This is a genomic window from Dokdonella sp., assembly GCF_041395345.1.
Lineage (GTDB): Bacteria > Pseudomonadota > Gammaproteobacteria > Xanthomonadales > Rhodanobacteraceae > Dokdonella.
Genome location: NZ_JAWLAR010000001.1, coordinates 17,818 through 38,963, shown reverse-complemented (window position 1 = coordinate 38,963; position 21,146 = coordinate 17,818). Strand labels below are relative to the sequence as shown.

Sequence of the window (21,146 nt, the reverse complement as noted above, 5' to 3'; positions counted from 1 at the left end):
TTGCCGATGCAGTGCTTCGTCTACAAGAGTCTGCGCAAGGCCGAGACCTACGTGTATCTGCGTCATGCCGATGCGTTCGATGTCTTGCCCGAACCCGTCGCCGAGCAACTGGGCCCACTGGCTTTTGTCATCGAGATCGAATTGTCACCGCATCGCAAACTGGCCCGCGAAAACGTCGACAATGTCATGGTCAACCTGGACTCCCAGGGCTATCACTTGCAGTGGCCACCGGTTGCCGAGCGCGAGGAACGCGCCTGATGGGCAATGCGTGCGACGGGGAATTGGTTTGATGCGCATCAGCGCAACGGCGCCGGGCACCGATATACTCGTCGCATTGCGGCTCATACCGCGGCCTGGCTGACCTTTCACCCCGACATGCCGAACACCGTCGCCCGCCCCCGCTCCCTGTTTGCAGGACTGGCCCGTTTTCTTCCCGCCGTCCTTGTTTTTGCGGCGGCCGTACCGTTCGATGATCCGCTAGTCCTGATCCTGTTGCTGGCCGGCGACGCCTTGATGCTGACCGCCATCTGCGCCGGAATCGGTTTCGACATGGATCTCGGCTTCGGTCGCAGTGTTGCGCGCCGTGGCCTGGCCGGATTCCTGCTGACCAGCCTCTACACCGTCGTCGTCGCGGTACTGCTGGCAGTGCCGACCTGGTGGCTGGTTCAGGAACCCAGCCTGCTCGGAGCACTGGGGCTGTCGGTGGCGTTGCTGACCGGGCTCCTGATCCTGTGGCGATTCTGGCCGGCGTTTGTGCTGCCATTTGTCTGGGATGACGCCTATCCTGCGGAGGGTCGCGAATCGTGGCTACTGGCCGCCTTGCGCCGATCCATGGCATTTGCGCGTCACCTGACCGGAGAGCATGAATTGTTCTTCAGCCATGGCCTGTTGTCCGCGCTCGCCTTGCTTCTGGTCAGCGTAGGCGCGCTTGCGATTGCCACGCTGGGTTCAGGGTTGGCGATCGAGCTGCGCATCTCCGCCGTTGTTCTCTATGCCCTGGTGCTGGTGCCACTGGCTTATCTGACCGTTGCCACCCGTTGCGTCAACGCCATGCTCACCGATGCGCGCCTGCAGCGTCTGTCGCGCCAGGGTCAGGCAGAGCAGCCCTTCGAAGACGCACCGGCGGAAGAGGCCTTGCCGCCCGACATCGGCGTATTCGATGCCAGCGCCGCCCTGCTCGCTGCGGCACGTTCCGGACAGGTCGATCTTGCCCTGGCCGCGCTGGAGCGCGGTGCGAATCCCGATACCGTGCCGCTGATCCATGAGCGTGACCAGCGCAGCGTGCTGATCCACGCCGTCATCCTGCCCGATCTGCGCTTGTTGCGAGCGCTCATTTCCAGAGGCGTTGACGTCAATCGCGGCCACGGCGGCATGGCGCCCCTGATCGCGGCCACGCGCGACAGCTATCAGGGCCGGCCCGATGCAATCATGACCCTGCTCGCCAACGGAGCGGATCCGGCCGTCCTCGACGAGAATTCAAATACCGCGTTGCATCACGCCGCGTTGTGCGGGGAGCCGATTGTGGCAGCCCTCCTGCTCGATGCCGGCGTTCCGATCGACGCGGTCAACGGCGAAGGCAAGACCGCACTCGGCATGGCCTGCGCGAATGGCAACTGGGCACTGGCGGCATTCCTGCTTGATCGTGGCGCGGCAGTCGATGTCGAACATGCGCAACCCGCCTTGCTGCTGGCCGCAAGCATTGCCGACGACGATCCCGAAGGGGTCAGGATGTTGCTCAAGCGAAAGGCCAGGGTGGATGCGCGTGGCCTGCTTGATCGGACGCCCCTGATGGTGGCCGCGATGACCGGCCATGTACGCATTGCGAATGCCCTGCTCGGCGCCGGGGCACAAGTCGAACTGCTCGATCGCAACGGTGCCAATGCGCTGATGGAGGCCGCACGTTCCGGCGCGGTCGACATCATTCACGCGCTGGGCGAGCGCAAGGCCGATCCGGATCGCGTCGATGCGCTCGGTAGAACCGCACTGATGATTGCCTGCGGCACTCGTGCGGGGAATGAGGAAACCGTTCGCGCACTTCTCGCCATCGGTGCAGATCGGGGCATCGTCGCGGCAGACGGTCGGCGCGCGGTTGATCACGCTGCAGCGAGCGGACGCTGGCCGATCGTGTCGTTGCTGGATCCGTCATTCCCGCTGCCGAGCAGCATGGCTGCCGAGCCGATCCTGGACGATGACAATTCTTCGCATCTCCTCGACGCGCTGCGTTTCGGGCACTGGAGTGTCGCCGATGAACTGCGCGACTTCACGCGCTCGCGGCCTGCTGCCGAGCTGGCTCGCCTGTATCTCGGCCTCATCGAGCCTGCGCATGCGCAGGCTCGCGACTGGATATGCAATATCGGATTGCCTGCCGATGTCAGGCTCGAAACCGGCAAGCTGCTGACCGACGCTCTGCTTGAGGGCCTGCCCGGTACCTGCGATGCCCTGACCCAACTGGAGCAGCGCGGTTTCCCGATCGGTGGTGCCTCGTTGCTGGCCCGCGTGCTTTCGGTTGCGCCGCCCGGGCCGGATGGCGATGCGATGTGCCGCCTGGCACTACGCCTGATCGACCGGGGCGCCGACTGTTTCGGTCGTGCTTCAGGCGACGCCATGCCCCTGCATCTGGCTTGTGCTCTGGGTGATGACGATCTGGTCAGCCGCCTGCTTGAGCGTGGCAGCGACGTGAATGCCTGCGACTCGCGCGGCAGGATGCCCTTGCACTACGCGCTGAAGGCACCCAGTGAAAGCGCGATTCGTGTGGCACGCGTGTTGATCCGCAGCGGCGCGGACCCGGAACGGGCCTCGGCCAGTGGCGAAACCGCCCTCGGTCTGGCCCTGTCCCGCGCCGACCGGGATCTCGTCTACTGGCTGAACTGGCCGCGCTGGCGCCTGCCAGGCCGCGCCTTGCGCGGTGCCGATTTGCCATTGGCAGCCGCAGCAGGCGACATCGATGCCGTCGACAAGCTGCTCGCTCTGGGTTTCCCGGTGGGCAGTGTGGACGCCCAGGGTGCAACGGCCCTGATTCGTGCGGCCGGCTCGGGCTATGCGGCCCTGGTCGTGCGACTGCTCGATGTGGGCGCCGATCCGAAGCAATCCTCTTATTCGGGCGCGACCTGCCTTTCCGCAGCCGTCGCGGCGCGGCGCGAAGCCGTCGTGCGCACCTTGTTGCAGCATGGCATCGATGCTGACCAGCGCCTGCCGGGCGGCGGTACCCCGTTGATGATTGCAGCGGCGCTGGGCTTGCCCCGTCTGGCCGAACCCCTGATCGAACGTGGCGCCGATCCAAACGCAGCCGATGATCGCGGTAATACCGCCCTCCAAGCCGCCGCCCAGTTTGCCTTTGACAGCCGCGATACGGCGGTTTCAGCGGAATTGCTGGAATTGCTGCTTCGGCATGGAGCCAGCATCGGTGCGCGCAATCAGGGCGGACAGGATGCGCTGCTGCTCCTGCTCGGCGCGCGCGCGGATCCCGGCACCGAGTGTGATGCAAAGCATCTGGGTCATCTGGCCACCTTGCTGATCGGGAAGGGCGCCAGTGTGGACGGCCACGACCAGCGCGGAGTCAGCCCCCTGCATGCATGCGCGATGCACGGTCTGCTCGGAGTCGCACGCCTGCTCAAGTCGCACGATGCGCCGATCGACCAGCGCGATGCGATGGGACGCAGCGCTGGCGAAATCGCCGCCCTGCTCGGTTACGTTGATGTGGCCAACGAGCTCGGCGTCGTGCGCAGCCCGGTCCCCAGCGCGCGCATGACCTTGCGCAAGCGGGTCAAGGATTGAGGAGCAGGAGTGGGGAATGGGAAGAGCCGGATCCGTGCAATGTTTGACCGCCCGCGCCGTATCCGCTCTTGACTTGCCGCCTGCCACTCACGGCTTCCGAGCATTCCCTGTTCCCTATTCCCGTCCCGAGCTACCATGTGCGCATGAGCAAGCAAGGCACAACCCACTTCGGTTTTCGCGAAGTTGCCGAGGACGACAAGGCGCGTCTGGTCGGCGAAGTGTTCACATCGGTGGCGCGCAAGTACGACATCATGAACGACCTCATGTCGTTCGGTATCCACCGCCTCTGGAAGCGCCACTTCGTCGCGACCAGTGGCGTGCGTGCGGGCGATGTCGTGCTCGACCTGGCCGGCGGGACGGGCGATATAGCGGCCTTGTTGCTGCCCAGGGTGGGGGCGGACGGACGCATAGTCATCGCCGACATCAATGGCGACATGCTGCGGGTCGGCCGTGATCGCCTGATCGATCGTGGCTTGTTGCGCGGTCTCGACTACGCCCAGGTGGATGCCGAAGCACTGCCGTTTCCGGACCGGAGTTTCGATTGCGTGACCATGGCCTTTGGCCTGCGCAATGTGACGCGCAAGGAAAGCGCGCTGGCCGAGATCCACCGCGTACTCAAGATCGGCGGTCGCGCACTCGTGCTCGAATTCTCGACCTTGCGTGAGCCGCTGCTGAAGCCGCTGTACGATTTCCATTCGTTTTCCGTCATGCCACGACTCGGCAAACTCATTGCCGGTGACGATTCCAGCTACCGGTATCTGTCCGAGTCGATCCGCAAGCATCCCGACCAGGCAACGCTCAAGGCGATGATGGAAGCGGCAGGCCTGTCACGCGTCGACGTGCGCAATCTCTCGGCCGGTATTGTCGCTATCCATCGCGGTTACAGGATCTAGCTGCATCCCGATCCAAAGCGCGATATGCCGCCGCCAGGGGGCGCGAGCGCGGGATTGCGAAGGGGAAAGAAAGAAGTCGGACGAGGAGCGGACCGCATCCTGCGAACCGTTCTCCCCTCGTCCGACTAGGGGGACTGGCGTGCCGGCGTGGCCGAGCACGGGCCCAAGCATGCCTGCCTGGCCGGGCTCGCGATAGCTGTAAGTTCTTACAGCTTGACGAGAGGAAACAACTGTGGTTCGCGCCGCCTAGAGGGTGATCAATTGCAGCGCAAGCGCCTTGGCGATGGCCTGGCGGCGGCCGAGGACGCCCAGCTTGCGTGCGGCATTCTGCAGATGGAAAACGACGGTCCGCTCTCCAATGCCCAGCAACTGGCCGATTTCCCAGCTGGTCTTGCCTTCGGCCGCCCAGCGCAGGCAATCCTGCTCGCGCGAGGTCAGATGCACTTCTTGCTGCGCCGATTCGCACAGAATCCGATGGCCGGCCTCGTACATGAACGAAGCAAGAAGCTGCAGGTCGCCCAGATGGTGCAGGTTCTCGCCCGCTCGTGCGTTGTTGTCAGTGGCCACGGAAATCATGCCGGTGTGTCCGCCCGGACCATGCAAGGGCAGGCCGATGCCGGCGCGCAATCCGTAATCCGCCGCTTCGCGAAAGTAGTCGGTCAGATAGCCGGCGCGGCGTGCCTGCGGATCCGACGCCCACAGACACGGCGTCGAGCGGTGTCGACAATGGTCGACGACCGGATCGATCTCGAGGTAGCCCTGCCGCCGGTAGTGGGCGGTCCAGGCGGGCGGGTAGGCGTTCAGGCGCTCGGGAATCTGATGCGCGGCATTCGCGCTGGAATAGTTCCAGTTCTCGAAGCCGAGCCGGCGAATCTGGCGACTGGCTTCCGCGCGCAAGCTTTCTGTCGAGTCGCACTCGAGCAGACTCTGCAGACTGGCCCATTGATCAAGCATGGCAAAACCCCCTGCAGGGGAATATACGCACTTTGGCTGCGCAAGTCCGCCCGCGCGTTCAGCTGACGGCGCGTTTCCCGGCCATGCGCGTGCGAAGGGTCGGCCTGGCAATGGCATACTGGGCGGTCTGTAACGGAGGAATCATGAAAACACTGTTCTGGCCTTGCATCCTTTTCCTGTTCCTGAACGTCGTCGTGGCTCATGCCGAGGTCGACCCGCATAGCTATGCGGAACCCTCCAGGGTGAGCATGACCGCGCTCGACCTCGATATCGAAGTGGACTTCCCCACGAAGAAGCTGCTCGCGACGGCCGATCTCTCGCTCGCCTGGCACGATGCCGATGCGCGCAGCCTGGTCCTGGATACGCGCGACCTCGACATCGAGTCGGTCAAGGCCGTTGATGCCCAGGGCAGGGAGCAGGATGCGGACTTCAGCCTCGATCCGCGCGATCCGATCTTCGGTTCGGCTCTGCGCATCGCGCTGAAGGACCAGGTCCCGAACGTGCGTATCCGCTACCGGACCTCGCCAGAAGCCTCGGGCTTGCAATGGATGAGTCCGCAGCAGACGGCGAGCAAGAAGCAGCCGTTCATGTTCTCGCAGTCGCAGGCGATCCATGCGCGCAGCTGGATCCCGCTGCAGGACACGCCCTCGGTGCGCTTCACCTACACCGCGCATGTCAAGGCGCCAAAGCCGCTGCGCGTGGTCATGAGCGCCGACAACGACGTCAAGCACCGGCTCGATGGCGACTACCGGTTCGTCATGAAGCAGCCGATTCCCTCCTACCTTCTCGCGATTGCCGTCGGCGAACTCGATGTGCGCGTGACCGGCCCGCGTACCGCCGTGTTTGCGGAGCCGAGCGTGATTGCCGCGGCAGCGAAGGAACTCGAAGACACCGAGAAGATGATCGAGGCGACCGAAAAGCTGTATGGACCGTATCGATGGGAGCGTTACGACATCCTGATCCTGCCGGCCAGCTTTCCATTCGGCGGCATGGAGAATCCGCGCCTGACCTTCGCCACGCCGACCATTCTCGCCGGCGACAAGAGTCTGGTTGGACTGATCGCACACGAGCTGGCGCATTCCTGGTCGGGCAATCTCGTCACCAATGCCAGCGCTGAACACATGTGGATGAACGAGGGTTTCACGACCTACGTGGAAAACCGCATCGTCGAGGAGCTGTATGGCAAGGAAGTCGCGACCATGCAACTGGTTGTCGATGATCAGGAGTTGCTGGTCGAAATGCAGGGCATGACGCCCGAGCAGCAGCTGCTGGTGACCGATCTGGACGGCATCGATCCCGACGAGGGACTGTCCGGAGTACCTTATGACAAGGGGCGCTGGTTCCTGCGTTTTCTCGAATCGCGCTACGGGCGTGATGTGTTCGATCCGTTCCTGCGTGCCTATTTCGACCACTTCGCCTTCCAGAGCATTACCAGCACCGAGTTCCTCGAGTTCTACAGCGAGAATCTCGAGAAGAAGCACCTCGGCAAGGTCAGTTCGGCCGAGATTGATGCGTGGCTGCACCTGCCGGGCATACCGTCGAATGCACCCGTGGCGCATTCGGCACGCTTCGATGCGGTCGACAAGGCCGCGGCCGACTTTATTGCGGGCAATCTCGCGGCGAAGGACATCCAGGCAAAGGACTGGGTAACCCTCGAGTGGCTGCGTTTCATCAACGCGCTGCCGGAGACGCCCGAAATCGCGCAGATCAAGGCGCTCGACGATGCCTGGAACCTCAGCAACAGCGGCAACGGCGAGATCGCGTTCCGCTGGTACGTGGCGACCGTGCGTGCTGGCTACACCGACGCACGTCCGCAGATTGCGGCCTTCATCGAACGCATCGGGCGCCGCAAGCTGGTCGTGCCGATCTACGAGGAGCTGGCCAGGACCCCGGATGGCAAGGCCTTCGCGATCGAGGTCTATGCCAGGGCCAAACCCGGCTATCACCCGATGACCCAGGGCAGCGTCGAAAAAGTGCTGGGCCTGTAATTTCTCGATTCCCACCCTCTCCGGTCGGGAGAGGGTCGGGTCAAGGTGCGGGCGATGCGGGAGTCTGAAGCGCGCGTGTTGCCCCATCCGGCCCGCCCGGCATCCTTGATTGTACGGAAGCGGATGAATTGTCGTGGCCGTCCACAAGCCTTGCTGTGCACGGCGCACGATGACACGCTGCAGTTCCACGCACTGGCCGGTCTGCCCCATGAAGACACTGCTGTTTTTTCTCGCCCTGCTTGTCGCAGGTACACCTCACGCTTTCGCTCAGATACTCGACAAGCGCGAACAGGCAAGGGTTGTCGACGAGATCCTTGCCGAGCGCCTGGATACGCTGTTGCCAGCGCTGATGCAGCGCACGGGTATCGAGATGTGGATCGTCGTCTCGCGCGAGTACAACGAAGATCCCGTGCTGCGCACGATGTTGCCGGCAACCTGGCTCAATGCGCGCCGGCGAACCATCCTCGTGTTCTACAACAATCCCGGCAAGGGCAACTACGAAAAGCTCGCTGTCGCACGCTACAGCGTCGGAGACAGCATCACCGCGGCCTGGGACATGGACAGGTTTCCGGATCAATGGAAAGCGCTGGCCCATATCGTCGAGACACGCGATCCGAAGAATATTGCGATCAACGAATCCGAGGACTTCGCCCACGCGGATGGCCTCGTGCGCACCGACTACACCGCTCTCGTGAAAGCCTTGCCCGAGCGCTATCGCGATCGACTGGTGTCTGCGCAGGATCTCGCCGTTGCCTGGCTGGAAACGCGCACCGAACGCGAGTTGCAGATCTACCCGCAACTCGTGCGTATCACCCATTCGATCATCGCCGAAGCGTTTTCCGGGCAGGTCATCACGCCCGGCATCACGAGCAGCGACGACGTGGTCTGGTGGCTGCGCCAGCGCGTCAGCGATCTCGGTCTCGATACCTGGTTCCACCCGACCGTCTCGATCCAGCGCAACGACGGTACAAGCTTCGATCATCTGAAGAGCTTCATCGATCATCCGGCCGAAGCGATCATCCGCGGAGGCGACCTGCTGCACGTCGATTTCGGAATCACCTATCTGCGCCTGAATACCGACGTACAGGAACACGCCTACGTCTTGCGCCCGGGTGAAACCGAGGTTCCCGCCAGCATCGCCAGCGCATTCGAAAGGGCCAATCGCTTGCAGGACATCCTTGTCGGCCATTTCGCCCTCGGCAGCACAGGCAACCAGATACTCGCCGCCTCGCTCGCACAGGCGAAGAAGGAAGGCATCAAGGCCAGCATCTACACGCATCCACTGGGCAGTCACGGACATGCCGCCGGACCCACCATCGGCATGTGGGACAAACAGGAAGGCGTGCCGGGCAGCGGCGACTTCCCGATGCACGCCGATACGGTCTATTCGATCGAACTCAACGCTGCTTCGGACATTCCCGAATGGAACAAGGATATCCGCATCATGCTCGAACAGGATGGTGTGTTTGATGGCAGGAAATTTCGCTACCTGGACGGACGCCAGACCAGGCCCCACCTGATTCCGCGGGTCGACGACCTGGCGGCTTCCCCCGTCAGCCGTTCACGCTGAGCCGGCCGGAGGGCTGTCGACTGACGCAGTTCGAGAGTAGTGCCGTCTGCCGGCGGCTCAACCTGGCGCAATCTGCCGATCATCTGCAGTCGCGACTGCATCAAACACGTCCACGACGCTTTTCCGGCTCATCACCATGAAAGTGCAGACACCGAGGATCGTGCCATAGGGAACGCCGAAGCAGGTGATGGCGGCGACAACCTGAATCGCGACGCGCGACTTGCGTCGCCGGATGCGCGAGGCTGCCCAGAACTTCGCCAGCGCCAGAGAAACCAGTACCAGGAAGAATGCGCCGCCGAACAGGGCGATGAAAGTGCCCATGAACTCTGGCGGCACCTCGACCGGATGGTTGCTGTCCTTCGCCAGGCCGGAGAAAAAGCGGCTCATGACCAGGCCAATCACCGCATACATCAGGCCCATCAGCGAGAACAGCGCGCTGAAAATGCCGGAAATGATGTAGCCGATCGAGAGCAATCTGAGGTGTTCGCCGTCGATGATGGCTTGCCGGGAATCGTTTTCGTTCATGGCGTGCTGCCAGCCTTTCAGTTCGGATCAGGATTGCGTACCAGCGCGGCTGCGTCCGCAGGCGACGCCGGATTCGCGCCATCCTCTCATGCCATGCGGGTTGCCGACGAGTCTGTCGGCACTCGCGACCACGGTGAACTCCTGCAGCGGTTTCCGGCCGGGCTTCCCGCGCGGCAAGAGCGAGCCCGCCCCGGTGTCGGGGCGCGATCTGGCGGATTGATTTGCGAAGCGCGAGGCGGTGGCGTACAACGTGAAACCCCTGCAACTGCGGAGGAAAAGCGTCATGAATCGCCATGCGATGCTGGTCCTGCTGATTGTCTGGACGGCCGCTCTGGTGGCCTGTGACAACGCCGAAAGATCCGATGACAAGGTTGCGCAGACGCCAGCGACTGAAGTGCCGATTGACGACAATCTCGGCGCCAACTTCATCGAAGGTCTAGGCGACTATCATTTCCCGATAACGACTTCGGTTCCCGAGGTACAACGCTGGTTTGACCAGGGCCTGATGCTGGCCTGGGGTTTCAACCACGATGCGGCCGAGCGATCGTTTCTTCGCGGTGCCGAAATCGACCCCGGTTGTGCGATGTGCTGGTGGGGTGCATCGCTGGTGCTCGGCCCGCATGTCAATGCCGGCATGGAACCGACGAACAATGCCAAGGCCTGGGATCGCCTGCAGAAGGCGCGCGCGCTGGCCGTCAACGCGACTCCGCGCGAGCAGGCCTTCATCGAGGCATTGTCCGCCCGTTATGCCGAAAAGCCGCCGCAGGACCGCGGACCGCTGGATCGCGCATACGCCGAGGCCACCGGCAAGTTGGTCCAGGAGCGCCCCGACGATCTCGATGCCACCGCGCTCCATGCAGAAGCGTTGATGAATCTGCAGCCCTGGGACTACTACGACGAGCAGCGCCAACCGAAGGGAAATACCGCCGACATCGTTTCCCTGCTTGAATCCATCATGGAGCGAAACCCCGACCACGCCGGTGCACTGCACCTGTACGTGCACGCGGTTGAAGCCTCAGCCAACCCCGAACGCGGTGTGGCCGCTGCCGATCATCTGCGCGATCTGATCCCCGGTTCCGGCCACCTCGTACACATGCCTGCCCACATCTATGCGCGGGTCGGGCGCTGGAACGACGCCGTATTGGCCAACCAGGTGGCGATCCGCGCGGATGATGCCTATCTGGCCGTGTGCAGGGGCAATGCCAATGGCCTGTATCCGCTCGGCTATGTGCCGCACAATCATCACTTCCTCTGGTTCGCGGCGAGCATGGAAGGCAACAGTGCGCTGGCGCGCGAGGCCGCCGAGCATACGGCCGAACGCACGGCTGATGCCGAGATCCTGCGAACGCCAGGTTTTGAAGCCATGCAGCACTATTGGCTGACGCCCTGGTTCGATCGCGTCCGCTTCGGGCGCTGGGAGGAAATTGCCGCCTTGCCCAATCCTGCGCCGGATCTTCCCTACGTGGGCGTGATCTGGCACTACGCGCAGGGCATTGCAGCGGCCCGGCAAGGACGCAAGGAGGATGCCGAGCAGCACCTGGCCGCCATGCAACCGCTGGTCGCAGCGCCGGAACTTCGCGCTGTCCTGGTCTGGGAACGCTATCCGATCAGCCATGCGGCCGACATTGCCGAGCGCAGCCTGAAAGCGGAAGTCGCCTTGCTCAACAAGGACACCGAAGGCGCCATCGCGGCGCTGGAAGAAGCGGTCATCATCGAGGATCAGATACCCTACGACGAGCCGCCGGGCTGGCACTCCCCGACACGTCACGCCCTCGGCGCCGTCCTGCTCGATGCGGGCAAGCCCGTTAGAGCCGAAGCGGTGTATCGGGCCGAACTCGAGCGCAATCCACTCAACGGATGGAGCCTGTACGGACTCTCACGGAGCTTGCGCGCGCAGCAGCGAAACGAGGAAGCCGATGCGGCCGTAAAGCTGTTCGAGCAATCCTGGCAGTTCGCCGATGTGGAGCTTGAGTCTTCGAGGATCTGATCGGTTCGACAGGCACGGGATCGGCGCGCTTGTTGCGCAGCAGGCCGATCCCGTCGCTTTCCGATCAGGCGTCGCGCACGTCCGTGCTGGGCCCGTTGGTCTTCACCGATGCAATTCCGGTCGCACGCGCATCATCCGATGAATACATCTGGCTGGTACCGACCACCTGACGGTTGCCGGCATGCAGGTTGAAGTATGGCCGACCGTCGCTGGCGACGCTCAACTCATAGCGCTCATCCAATGGCGAATTCGTTTGCACCGAGGCGATCCCGGTCTGGGCGGCCCCCTTCGATTCGTACATCTGGCTGCGCAGGATGACTTGTCCATTGGAAGCCTTCAGCACGAACGAGAACTGGCCTTTGTCGTTCGATGAGATTTCATAATGGCCGGACATGGCGATCTCCTCTGCTGGGTCTGGCGCGAGCAGGTGCGGCTCTCGTGCATGCAGCGACTTGCGCGAACGGAATGGTCGCGGCGAGCTCCTCCGAACCGCCATCGCCTGATTGCCCTCAGGACAGTCAGGACCGTCGGCGCGGAACCGCACAAGGCACGCAAGCGGTGGTGGCCCGAGTGTAGTCGCCCCACGGGGAGCCTGTCGACCGGCCGCCTGACCGTCCACCATCCATGACGATTCTCGGACGAACGTCCGAACCGCTCCAGTCCCGATTCCACCTCGACGACCCGCAAGCACGAAGGGTGGAGAGCTTGAATCCAAGGGCCATGCAATGGACACCATGGCCAGGTAGCCGAGGAGACCGGGCCTGCCCGCACCTTCCTGGCGCGGACCGCCACGGAGTACGCCGAGATGCCCGATACACGGCGTACATTTCACCGCATAACCCAATCATGCAAATTGGACTGACCAGGTGGCAGGATCAGGAAGCGAGATGGGACAATGCCGCTGTTTCAAGGGGGAGTTTTCATGATCACCACCGCCGCCATCCCAGGCCAGGCAGCAAGATTGGATTTCACCTTGCAATCGAATTGTAGTGGGGCGTCAGAAGAGAGGAAGGCATGCTTGAACCGACTCAGTTTGACGTAGACGAGGCTTGGATCGTGTTCAGGCTGAATGATGCACCGATTCAGACCGAACAGGATGGAGATCTCAATTGCCTTGCGTTGATGGATGCCGCGAGTGGCTTCATTCTGGGCTCGGAGCTGGTTGCAGTAAGGGCAGTGGAACTGTCCACCATCGAGGCCCGGCGGCTCCTGAAAGCCGGGCAAAGCCACCGGCAACAGTTGCCTCAAACGCTGCTCATCCCGCGGGAGCAAAAGGCGGATGCCGTTGCGGCCGAAGCCACTCGCCAGCACATCGTTGTCAAGAGAGTTCCTGAGAATGAGCTTCTCGTCTTTATCGGAGAAGCGCGTCAGGGGTTTGCGGAGCGCTTTGGCGGTAGAACTCAATGACGCCCAACAAGCGCGTCAAGTCCGCGCCCTGCCGGCGCCCGACTCGCAAGAGCGAGGCGCTTTTGCTCGCGGCTTACGCGCAGCGTTAGGCCGCAACATTCGCCACTGTGCCTGTGCCCACAATATTCGACGAGTCCGACGATCTGGCTGAAGAATTGTTGGCGCTGATTGACCTGCCGCTCTTTGACGACTCACCGCGCATTCAATCCAGTGATGCTGCATGCTCACTCTCCCTGGAACATTGGACATCGACAAAAAAGCTTCTTCGTCATGGTTTGCTGTCATCAGCCGCCGTTGTTCATCGCGCCCAGTTTGAAGCGCTCGCTCGTTCAATTTGGCTGCTATACGCTGCGTCGGAAAATCAACTTTCAAAGTTGATTGCTACTCTTTCTCTAGAGTCTGAGCAGGCGGCAAAGAACCTGCCTCAAACCTCAGAAATGATGCAGGCTCTGGCCACGAAGGCGCCGCCACAGGCTTACGATGCACTATCCCGCTTCAAGGAGAACTCATGGAAAGCGTTGAACTCCTATGTCCATGCAGGTATCCACTCTATTCGACGACACGATGACGGATACCCTGTCCGGTTGATACATGATGTTCTCCGCAATGCAAACGGCCTAGCAGTCGTCAGCTGCATGCAAGCTGCGGTCCTTTCTGGTCGACAACCTCTACAGCACAACATCCTGGCTACCGCTACCAGGCGCCCGTCATGCATGCCTCCACCGCTGTGACGGCTGGCGATTCGTCCAGGCCGACGCCGCTTCGCGGCGCGGCTGAACTGAGGCATTGGGCGCTGTCAACACCATGCAACGGGAACCAAATGACTGTCGCCGAGCAGATCGACGAAATCTCTATCGCCTACCTTTCCCGCAAGGGGGCGAAGAAGAAGATCCCCACAATCGTTCAATCCCTTGACGCAACGCGTGTCTATGTTCTGCTTCGAAAGGTTGAGAGCATCGGAGATCCGTCAGACTATGCCAACGACCTCGAAACGAGTGTCCCGGTTCAGCAGTTCATCGCGTTTGTCGATCTGATCAGCGCGCGGATCCTGCTGATCGGGGAGGACGCAGTAGCGCAGGCCTTGGCCGGCGAGAACTCCAGGAGTCAGTACCTTCCATGAGTGAAGAAGTTTGTGTCCGATGAGCGTTTCCGCAGCCAGGTAATGGAGCAGCAACCCGCGTCTGCCTTGCGGTAGGGGTCACGGCGACCGATGGCCCGAGCGGGATGCGGCTGGATCTATTGGCAGCTCCACGATGAGGTGTCGCCGGATTCGAAGCCATCCCGGAAGATTCCCGCGGCATCGTCCTTGCGGAACAGCAGGGTGGTCGAATCTGCGCCGGCCGTGGGAACTACCACCGCCGTCTGATTTCGCAGGGAATGGCGTTCGATTGCGCAACCGTCGACGGGACCGCCGATGCCGACTTTCGGATAGCTCGAATCGGTGGTGAACCCGCCGCTGTCCGAGAGGATGAACCAGTCTCCCCACAGAATGTTCGCGTGGCTGGACTCGCCCTCGGAATAGACCACCCCGCCGCCCTGGAACGGAAACTGGGATCCACTGTTGTTGATGGCTCCCAGATTGCGCGTCGTGATGGCCGACGCGTTGGAGAACGGGAATTCGACGACCCGTGCCGCATCGTCAGCGTTGTAGGTAAATATGGCCCTGCCTGCGAGGGTGAAGCCGGCGGCCGACTCACGCACCACGCTGAAGGTGCCAGGCGGCGCCGGCAGGTTGATGATGTTTCTCTGCGTGAACACCGCGGGACTGGCATCCAGGTTGAACTCGGCGACACGAACCTGGCCCGTCGGCGTCATGCTCAGGGAGAAGGCATGCTGAGAGGTCGGCGCCGCCAGCAATTGGTCCCGCGGGGCGCCACTGAAAGGACCCACGGCATTCGAGTAGCGGCCATAGAACGTGTAGCTGGCCCCACCGGTGGTCGATCGGAAGATCTCGACCTCCTGGTCGTTGAAATCCTGGCCCGATACGACGATCGAATCGTGCGTCACCGCGCAATCGGCTGTGGTGAAACTGTTGGTGGTGGTGCCCGGAATGGTGGAGGTCGACCAGGTACTGCCGTTGAAGCGGGCCACCTCGATGTTGAAGTTCTTTATGTAGGGCACGACCACGTTCGTTCCCTGAGTGCAGATGTCGCCGAGGGCGAACAGTGTCGCGGTGTTCTCCAGCGGCGTGCTGGTGATGCCCGTGCCGTCGTACGGCGGCGGAATGCGGATGGCGTCGAGCCGATTGTTGACGCGGTCGTTCCACAGCACGACGGCAAGCACGTCCGGATCCGCGCCCAGGGTGAACGTACCGAGTTTTGCTTCCAGTGGTGCGTGCGGAAAGATCGGCACCTGGCTCCACGGTTGCTTGACGTCGGCGGCCAGCGCTGCCGGCAGGATCGACATCAGCGGGATGGCGCAAACGAGAATTCGAAACATGACTGGCCCTCTCTGTGTTGAGCAGGGGCCAGCGCAATGCGTGCCGCAGGGAACCGCAGTCGTCAGCGTGTTGCAAGCATCGGCTGTCCGATGCAGTCACGCTCCGCGCTGGGAATGCGAACCGTATCACAGGGCGTGGGACCAGGCACTACCCGGTGGCCCGGCGAAGATTCAGGGTTCCACCCGGGCGGCAAGTGATGCGAGGCCGTCGGTCCGGACCTCGCAAGTACCGCAGCGCGGCCATGCGCGACGCCCGCGCCTTCGGCGCGGGTGTGCTCGAGTGGATTACTGCGCCGTCGACGGCGGCCGGTAGCCCAGAATGCGCGCGGGCAACAGGAAGATGGCCTTGATCAGGGCGAGGATGCCTTCCATCAGGGCGCCGACGATGCGGAACGGAATCGAAAGCAGCCAGAGGATCGGCCACAGGATCAGCAGCACCAGGGCGACCGGCCAGCACAGCACGAGCACGATGGCCCAGAGAAGCAGAACGAAAAGTGCGCGCATCGTGGTCAACCTCCGTATTTGACCGAGCAGCCGTAGGGCTCGGACCTGGTCGTGGATACAGGCTTGCCTGCGGCAAGTTCAGACAGCGCCAGCGGGACAAACTGGGTCGCGTCGGCAATGTCATCCTTGTCGGCGCTGGCAACAGAATCGATACCGCCAGCGTAGCGCAGCTTGCCATCGGCATCGACAACGAACATGTGCGGTGTCGTACGCGCACCGTAGGCATGACCGGTCTTGCCGTCCGGATCGAACAGATACGCGGACTGCTTCGCGCTGGTGTCGGCCATGTAGGCCCTGGCGGATTCCGCAGTGAGATGGCCCTGCTTGCCGGGTGCGCCCGAGTTGATCGTGAGCCACACCACGCCCGATGCGACGGCTTGGGCCTGCTGCTTCTGCATGTTGCCGCCGTAGTGTTTCTTCACGAAAGGGCAATCGGGATTGTTCCATTCGAGAACGACGATCTGGCCGCGATAGTCGGCCAGCGAATGGGTCTTGCCATCGGCACCGGTGAGGCTGAAATCCGGGGCCGGTTGGCCCACTTCGACGCTGGCGAAAGCGGAAGCGCCGAGGGTCATGCCGGCGAGTGCGCTGAACAGTGCGGTTCTGAAGAACATGTGGCGGACTCCTGTGCGTCGGGTAGAAGGGGATTCAGTCGGAGCAAGTCGTCGGGCCGCATTGCGGCCAGGCCCGGCGCGGACATGAACCGTTCTGCAGCCCAGGCCCGCTTCAACTGCGGCAGGCCTTCGTACGTGGCTTATATGGCGATGCTTGCAGCGACAATCAAGATTGCATGGATTCTGGGCTGTCAGTCTGACTGGGCATCGACATGAAACGGTACGCGAACCTGCCAGGCGCTGGCATGGCCATTCGTCATCCCTGAAGTCAACACGAGGTCGAGCATGGCGGGTGTTTCGTCGAAATAGTCATTCTTGCGCGCGATGATGACGAGGTCGTTGCCATCGCGGTGCATGTCTGGCGGCGCATTGCCGAGAATTCGACGCTCGACGGCGAACACGTCAAGGCCAGCGACTTGCGGTAGGTCGGCGCCCTTGAGCCGGATCTCGACCTGGTTGCCGGTCAGCCGTGCGCTGCCGGACCAGTCGGTCGCAGCGGGTGTCGCGTTGCGGGCTGACGCGAACAAATTCGCATGCGCGGAGTCTCGCAGTGCTTCATGGGCGACCACCGGCAATTCGAGATCAAGGCGCGCCTTGCCGGTGATGCATTCCTCTCGACAAACAAGCCAGCTGGCGTCGACGGCCAACGGCACAGACCGACCGGGACTCGCGTTTTTCGGGACATGGATGGCCACGGGCAGCACGACCTCGCCGGCATGGCCAAAGTTGTAGAGACCGCCAATCTCGAATCGGGTCGGTGCCGGCCAGACGATGGCATCGGCCGCAAAGCCGTCCGGCAGTTGCCACTTCAGTCGCGTCGGCAATCCGGAATCACCCGGATTGATCCAGTAAGTGTGCCAGTGTGGATCATGGCGCAGACGCAGACCGAGCCACGCGATCTCGCCGGGCACCAGTCCGCTCGACTCGCTGACCAGCTCGACCGTGACATGTTCGGCTTTCACGGCGACGGCCTCAGCGCCCGCAAGCGGGGCGAGCGCGGCGATACCCGCAACAACGAAACGGACGCAAGCGCTTTGAAAATTCATGCATGGACCTGGGCTGTGGAGCGGATGGCGTGAACACTGGGACACTCATTGGGTGCGAATGTTCATCTGCGGCGGCGCGCGCAATGCGCTACAGCGGCGCGAACAGTTCGGCGAGGTCTTCTTCATCGAAGCGCAACGCCTGCGTGCTGCCGCCCTCGAGCACCGCTTCGGCCAGGCTGGCCTTGCGCTCCTGCAGGGCCTGGATCTTTTCCTCGACCGTGCCGGTACAGATCAGCTTGTAGACAAACACCGGCTTGTCCTGGCCGATGCGATGGGCGCGGTCGGTGGCCTGCGCCTCGACGGCCGGATTCCACCACGGGTCATAGTGAATGACGGTATCGGCGGCGGTCAGATTGAGGCCGACACCGCCGGCCTTGAGACTGATCAGGAAGATCGGAACCTCCTCGGCCTGGAAGCGTGCCACCAGCTCGGCGCGCTGGCTGCCGGGAGTCTGGCCGGTCAGCATCTGGAATTTCTGCTTGCGCAGGGTCAGCGCCTTGGCGATCAGGTCGAGCATCTCGGCAAACTGGCTGAACACCAGGATGCGCCGGCCTTCGGCGACCAGACTGTCGGTCAGCTCCAGCAACAGGTCGAGCTTGGCCGATTCCTTGATCCGTCGTGCGCCTTCGAGCTTGACCAGACGTGGATCGCAGCAGGCCTGGCGCAGTTTGAGCAGGGCATCGAGGACGATGATGCCGCTCTGCGCGAGGCCGCGTTTCTGCACTTCGGCCAGCACGCGTTCGTGCTGGGCCAGGCGCAGACTCTCGTAGAGTTCGCGTTGCGCGCCATCCAGCTCGATATTGCGCGGGATCAAGGTCTTTTCGGGCAGGTCGGCAAGCACGTCTTCCTTGCGTCGACGCAGCAGCAGGGGTGCGATCCGCCGGCTCAGTCGATCGCGTCGTTCGGCGTCGTCGTGCTTCTCGATCGGGGTGCGGAAGAAGCGCGTGAAATGGCGCTCGCTGCCGAGCAGACCGGGTTCGACCGCATCGAACTGCGCCCAGAGTTCACCCAGATGGTTTTCCAGCGGCGTGCCGGTCATGGCGAGGCGACGCCGAGCGGGAATTTCACGCACCACCCTGGCCGCCTGACTTTTTGAGTTCTTGACCACCTGCGATTCATCCAGAACCAGCAAGGCGTATTCGTGCGAGAGCAATTCGTCGCGATCGCGGGCCAGCAGCGGGTAGGTCGTGATGACCAGGTCCTGATGCGGGATCGCTTCATGCAGGCCGCCCCGTGCCGGACCATGCAGGACAAGCACGGACAGGTCCGGCGTGAACCGGCGCGCCTCGTCGCGCCAGTTGGAGACGAGACTGGTCGGGGCGACGATCAGGGCCGGCTGGTCGAGATGTCCGCGCTGCTTTTCCGAGAGCAGATGAGCGAGCACCTGGACTGTCTTGCCAAGGCCCATGTCGTCGGCAAGGACACCGCCGAGGCCGGCATCGGCGAGAAAGCCCAGCCAGGCCAGGCCATCGCGTTGATAGGCGCGCAGGGTGGCCTTGAATCCCTCCGGTTCGGTGGCCGGCTGTCGCGCCTCGCGCAGCCGCGCCAGTTCCTTGCGCAGGCGCTCGCCACCGCGCCAGGGCATCTCGTTGCCGGCCGACAGTTCATCGAGCACCGTGCCCTGTGAGCGGCGCAAACGCAGGCTGCCCTGTTCCGCATCCCGCTCGGGCATGTCCTGCAGCCACTCGAGCAAGGGCGCCATCAACTGACGCAGGCGACCCAGTGGCAGCGGCACGCGACGGCGATCATCGACCGGTACCAGCCACAAGGCATCGGCGTCTTCCCCCTTGCGTGGGGCCAGCGGAAATCCGGGGTCGGACAACAGGCGGCGCAGGATCGGCAGCAGGTCGACGCGTTCGCCGCCGATATCGATGCCCAGGCTCAGATCGAACCAGGCGTTGCCCGATTCCTCGATCTCGGCGTACCAGTCGTCCGGTTCATCAAGCAGTTCAAATGGGAAACCGGCGTCGGTCTCCAGGCGGAAGCCGTGATCGCGCAGGCGTGGCGCGAGTGCGAACAGGTGTTCTGCGGCGATCAACTGGCCACGTCTCGGTTCGAGCACGAAATCACCATCGGTGAAGGCGTCGCGTGGCAAGTTGGCCATGCGCGGCAACAGCTCGACATCAATCAGGCCAAGTGCTTCCAGTTGCTCGCAGGCAGCGATCTCGGCCGAGCGGTCGCGCACGATTTCGAGCAGCTTGCCATCATGCAAACGACGTTCGCGTGGCTTGACAGGCGAGAACGGCAGGCGAGGTCCGTCGTAGTCGAAACTCAGGCGCACGCTGCCCGCCTGATAGCGGTTGGCGATGCCGGCACTGACCGTCATGACCGGAAAAGCCCGCAGCGTCAGCACCGGTGTCGGCACGACCTTGTGGGTTTCCGGGGCACTCGCCCTGGCCGGTTTCGGCAGGCCTTCGAGCTGCTGAGTCTTGTGCCAGTGTTCGACCACGAACTCGGCATGTTCGGGCATCAGTGCCGGCGCGCGCAGGGCCGCATCGATCACCCGGGTGTCGCCCTCGACGCGTCCAATCGCAAGCTTGCCCGGATCGTAGTACCAGATCTGCGCGATGCGCAGCAGGCGCGTGGCCGCGTCGGCAACATCGAGCTTGGGCACGAGTTTCTGATTGCCGTCCTCGAAGAGTTGCCAACCCCAGTCGAGCGTGCGCGTCTCGCCCAGCTTGACCTGCCCGCGCGAGGGTTTTTCGACGAAACACGGGTATTCGGCAAGCAGGATCTCCAGCAGCGCCTCGTCGCGCTCGCCGGTCAGCGGATACCAGGCACTGGAAGCATAGTGCGGGCTGGCCATGCGCAGACGTGCGACATGCTCGAACTGGTGCACGGTCAGACGCTGCCAGGGATCGGCACCGAACTGGAACTGGCCAACGGGCTGCGGCGAGCCGAGTCCGCCGCGCTTGTTCGGTTTGAGCCAGACCGGCTGGGCCTGGATACCGGGGAGCGTGCCATCACCGACGCGCAGCAGGATTCCGAAGACCAGGCCGGGGTCCACGGCGGCGGACGGGCGCCTGGCCGGCTTGGGGGGATCCGAGAACGAGTCGAACCACGGTTTCCAGGCACCGAGGTCGCCTCGCCCCGGAGTGGCGACAGGGCGCGCTTCAAGGGGTTCGCTGCCATTGCCGAGCATCTTCAGGGCGATGGCGGCGACGTGCTTGCACTCACCTTCCAGCGGGCAGGTGCACTGGGTATCGAACTTCGGCTTGCCGCCGTTGATGCCGATCAGGATTGCAGCGGTATAGGGGCTGGTGTCGCGACCCTGGATCGAGCCAAACAGGGTGCCGGCTTGGCCGAGGCTCTCGTACCAGATCTCGCGCACCCGGCCCCGGCGCAGGTATTCGGCGCCCTTGGCCAGGGTGTGCTGGTCGAGCACCGCATTGGCGCTGCGCGACAACAACTGGCGGAAAACCGACTCTTCCATGCGAGGCGCAAC

17 protein-coding genes are annotated in these 21,146 nt (G+C 63.1%); 9 read left to right on the top strand and 8 right to left on the bottom strand.

All coding sequences use genetic code 11. The annotated features are described in order from the left end of the window. Positions 1–6: 6 nt before the first annotated feature. From R3F00_RS00165 to ubiE, 3 genes are all read left to right on the top strand, one after another. On the top strand, positions 7–258 hold the full coding sequence (locus R3F00_RS00165) for a YcgL domain-containing protein (RefSeq protein WP_371279662.1): 252 nt from the start codon (positions 7–9) through the stop codon (positions 256–258). Positions 259–375: 117 nt separating this feature from the next. Next, positions 376–3,774 carry an ankyrin repeat domain-containing protein gene (locus R3F00_RS00160; RefSeq protein WP_371279661.1) on the top strand — a complete coding sequence of 1,133 codons (3,399 nt, stop codon included), beginning with the start codon at positions 376–378 and terminating at the stop codon, positions 3,772–3,774. A 143-nt stretch (positions 3,775–3,917) separates the two neighbouring features. Next, a complete protein-coding gene (gene ubiE / locus R3F00_RS00155) occupies positions 3,918–4,667 on the top strand; it encodes a bifunctional demethylmenaquinone methyltransferase/2-methoxy-6-polyprenyl-1,4-benzoquinol methylase UbiE (protein ID WP_371279660.1) in 750 nt (249 codons plus the stop codon). A 246-nt stretch (positions 4,668–4,913) separates the two neighbouring features. Here the strand turns inward: ubiE and R3F00_RS00150 are convergent, their stop codons facing one another. Continuing rightward, positions 4,914–5,621 (bottom strand): autoinducer binding domain-containing protein, encoded by a 708-nt coding sequence (locus tag R3F00_RS00150; RefSeq protein WP_371279659.1) that lies wholly within the window; start codon positions 5,619–5,621, stop codon positions 4,914–4,916. Positions 5,622–5,764: 143 nt separating this feature from the next. Between R3F00_RS00150 and R3F00_RS00145 the strand changes: the two genes are divergently transcribed. After that, a complete protein-coding gene (locus tag R3F00_RS00145; RefSeq protein ID WP_371279658.1) occupies positions 5,765–7,609 on the top strand; it encodes a M1 family metallopeptidase in 1,845 nt (614 codons plus the stop codon). Positions 7,610–7,817: 208 nt separating this feature from the next. Next, positions 7,818–9,179: a M24 family metallopeptidase gene (locus R3F00_RS00140; RefSeq protein ID WP_371279657.1), complete on the top strand. Its 1,362-nt coding sequence runs from the start codon at positions 7,818–7,820 to the stop codon at positions 9,177–9,179. A gap of 57 nt (positions 9,180–9,236) precedes the next feature. Here the strand turns inward: R3F00_RS00140 and R3F00_RS00135 are convergent, their stop codons facing one another. Further along, a complete protein-coding gene (locus R3F00_RS00135; RefSeq protein ID WP_371279656.1) occupies positions 9,237–9,704 on the bottom strand; it encodes a hypothetical protein in 468 nt (155 codons plus the stop codon). 283 nt (positions 9,705–9,987) lie between these two features. On the opposite strand from R3F00_RS00135, the gene R3F00_RS00130 reads away from it, so the two are divergent. Continuing rightward, positions 9,988–11,691, top strand: coding sequence for a hypothetical protein (locus R3F00_RS00130; RefSeq protein WP_371279655.1), 1,704 nt, complete (start codon positions 9,988–9,990; stop codon positions 11,689–11,691). Between the two features lie 64 nt (positions 11,692–11,755). Here the strand turns inward: R3F00_RS00130 and R3F00_RS00125 are convergent, their stop codons facing one another. Then, complete coding sequence (locus R3F00_RS00125; protein WP_371279654.1) at positions 11,756–12,085, bottom strand: YegP family protein; 330 nt, start codon at positions 12,083–12,085, stop codon at positions 11,756–11,758. Positions 12,086–12,705: 620 nt separating this feature from the next. Between R3F00_RS00125 and R3F00_RS00120 the strand changes: the two genes are divergently transcribed. The 3 genes from R3F00_RS00120 (at position 12,706) to R3F00_RS00110 (ending at position 14,218) form a co-directional block, all read left to right on the top strand. After that, positions 12,706–13,098 (top strand): hypothetical protein, encoded by a 393-nt coding sequence (locus R3F00_RS00120; protein ID WP_371279653.1) that lies wholly within the window; start codon positions 12,706–12,708, stop codon positions 13,096–13,098. 113 nt (positions 13,099–13,211) lie between these two features. Beyond that, the gene (locus tag R3F00_RS00115) at positions 13,212–13,829 is read left to right on the top strand and encodes a hypothetical protein (protein ID WP_371279652.1); all 618 of its coding nucleotides are present in this window, start codon (positions 13,212–13,214) and stop codon (positions 13,827–13,829) included. 89 nt (positions 13,830–13,918) lie between these two features. Further along, positions 13,919–14,218: a hypothetical protein gene (locus R3F00_RS00110; RefSeq protein ID WP_371279651.1), complete on the top strand. Its 300-nt coding sequence runs from the start codon at positions 13,919–13,921 to the stop codon at positions 14,216–14,218. Between the two features lie 116 nt (positions 14,219–14,334). On the opposite strand, the gene R3F00_RS00105 is transcribed toward R3F00_RS00110, so the two are convergent. The 5 genes from R3F00_RS00105 to R3F00_RS00085 form a co-directional block, all read right to left on the bottom strand. Then, the gene (locus R3F00_RS00105) at positions 14,335–15,537 is read right to left on the bottom strand and encodes a hypothetical protein (protein WP_371279650.1); all 1,203 of its coding nucleotides are present in this window, start codon (positions 15,535–15,537) and stop codon (positions 14,335–14,337) included. Positions 15,538–15,822: 285 nt separating this feature from the next. Continuing rightward, a complete protein-coding gene (locus R3F00_RS00100; protein ID WP_371279649.1) occupies positions 15,823–16,041 on the bottom strand; it encodes a hypothetical protein in 219 nt (72 codons plus the stop codon). Positions 16,042–16,046: 5 nt separating this feature from the next. Next, positions 16,047–16,655 (bottom strand): thioredoxin family protein, encoded by a 609-nt coding sequence (locus tag R3F00_RS00095; protein WP_371279648.1) that lies wholly within the window; start codon positions 16,653–16,655, stop codon positions 16,047–16,049. 191 nt (positions 16,656–16,846) lie between these two features. Then, positions 16,847–17,701, bottom strand: coding sequence for a protein-disulfide reductase DsbD domain-containing protein (locus tag R3F00_RS00090; protein ID WP_371279647.1), 855 nt, complete (start codon positions 17,699–17,701; stop codon positions 16,847–16,849). An 88-nt stretch (positions 17,702–17,789) separates the two neighbouring features. Further along, positions 17,790–21,134 (bottom strand): SNF2-related protein, encoded by a 3,345-nt coding sequence (locus R3F00_RS00085; RefSeq protein WP_371279646.1) that lies wholly within the window; start codon positions 21,132–21,134, stop codon positions 17,790–17,792. Positions 21,135–21,146: the final 12 nt, after the last annotated feature.

What these genes read in the sequence shown, in the direction of transcription:
- R3F00_RS00165 (WP_371279662.1), top strand. Translation starts at nt 7, where the DNA reads ATGCAGTGCTTCGTCTACAAGAGTCTGCGCAAGGCCGAGACCTACGTG.
- R3F00_RS00160 (WP_371279661.1), top strand. Translation starts at nt 376, where the DNA reads ATGCCGAACACCGTCGCCCGCCCCCGCTCCCTGTTTGCAGGACTGGCC.
- ubiE (WP_371279660.1), top strand. Translation starts at nt 3,918, where the DNA reads ATGAGCAAGCAAGGCACAACCCACTTCGGTTTTCGCGAAGTTGCCGAG.
- R3F00_RS00150 (WP_371279659.1), bottom strand. Translation starts at nt 5,621, where the DNA reads ATGCTTGATCAATGGGCCAGTCTGCAGAGTCTGCTCGAGTGCGACTCG.
- R3F00_RS00145 (WP_371279658.1), top strand. Translation starts at nt 5,765, where the DNA reads ATGAAAACACTGTTCTGGCCTTGCATCCTTTTCCTGTTCCTGAACGTC.
- R3F00_RS00140 (WP_371279657.1), top strand. Translation starts at nt 7,818, where the DNA reads ATGAAGACACTGCTGTTTTTTCTCGCCCTGCTTGTCGCAGGTACACCT.
- R3F00_RS00135 (WP_371279656.1), bottom strand. Translation starts at nt 9,704, where the DNA reads ATGAACGAAAACGATTCCCGGCAAGCCATCATCGACGGCGAACACCTC.
- R3F00_RS00130 (WP_371279655.1), top strand. Translation starts at nt 9,988, where the DNA reads ATGAATCGCCATGCGATGCTGGTCCTGCTGATTGTCTGGACGGCCGCT.
- R3F00_RS00125 (WP_371279654.1), bottom strand. Translation starts at nt 12,085, where the DNA reads ATGTCCGGCCATTATGAAATCTCATCGAACGACAAAGGCCAGTTCTCG.
- R3F00_RS00120 (WP_371279653.1), top strand. Translation starts at nt 12,706, where the DNA reads ATGCTTGAACCGACTCAGTTTGACGTAGACGAGGCTTGGATCGTGTTC.
- R3F00_RS00110 (WP_371279651.1), top strand. Translation starts at nt 13,919, where the DNA reads ATGACTGTCGCCGAGCAGATCGACGAAATCTCTATCGCCTACCTTTCC.
- R3F00_RS00105 (WP_371279650.1), bottom strand. Translation starts at nt 15,537, where the DNA reads ATGTTTCGAATTCTCGTTTGCGCCATCCCGCTGATGTCGATCCTGCCG.
- R3F00_RS00100 (WP_371279649.1), bottom strand. Translation starts at nt 16,041, where the DNA reads ATGCGCGCACTTTTCGTTCTGCTTCTCTGGGCCATCGTGCTCGTGCTG.
- R3F00_RS00095 (WP_371279648.1), bottom strand. Translation starts at nt 16,655, where the DNA reads ATGTTCTTCAGAACCGCACTGTTCAGCGCACTCGCCGGCATGACCCTC.
- R3F00_RS00090 (WP_371279647.1), bottom strand. Translation starts at nt 17,701, where the DNA reads ATGAATTTTCAAAGCGCTTGCGTCCGTTTCGTTGTTGCGGGTATCGCC.
- R3F00_RS00085 (WP_371279646.1), bottom strand. Translation starts at nt 21,134, where the DNA reads ATGGAAGAGTCGGTTTTCCGCCAGTTGTTGTCGCGCAGCGCCAATGCG.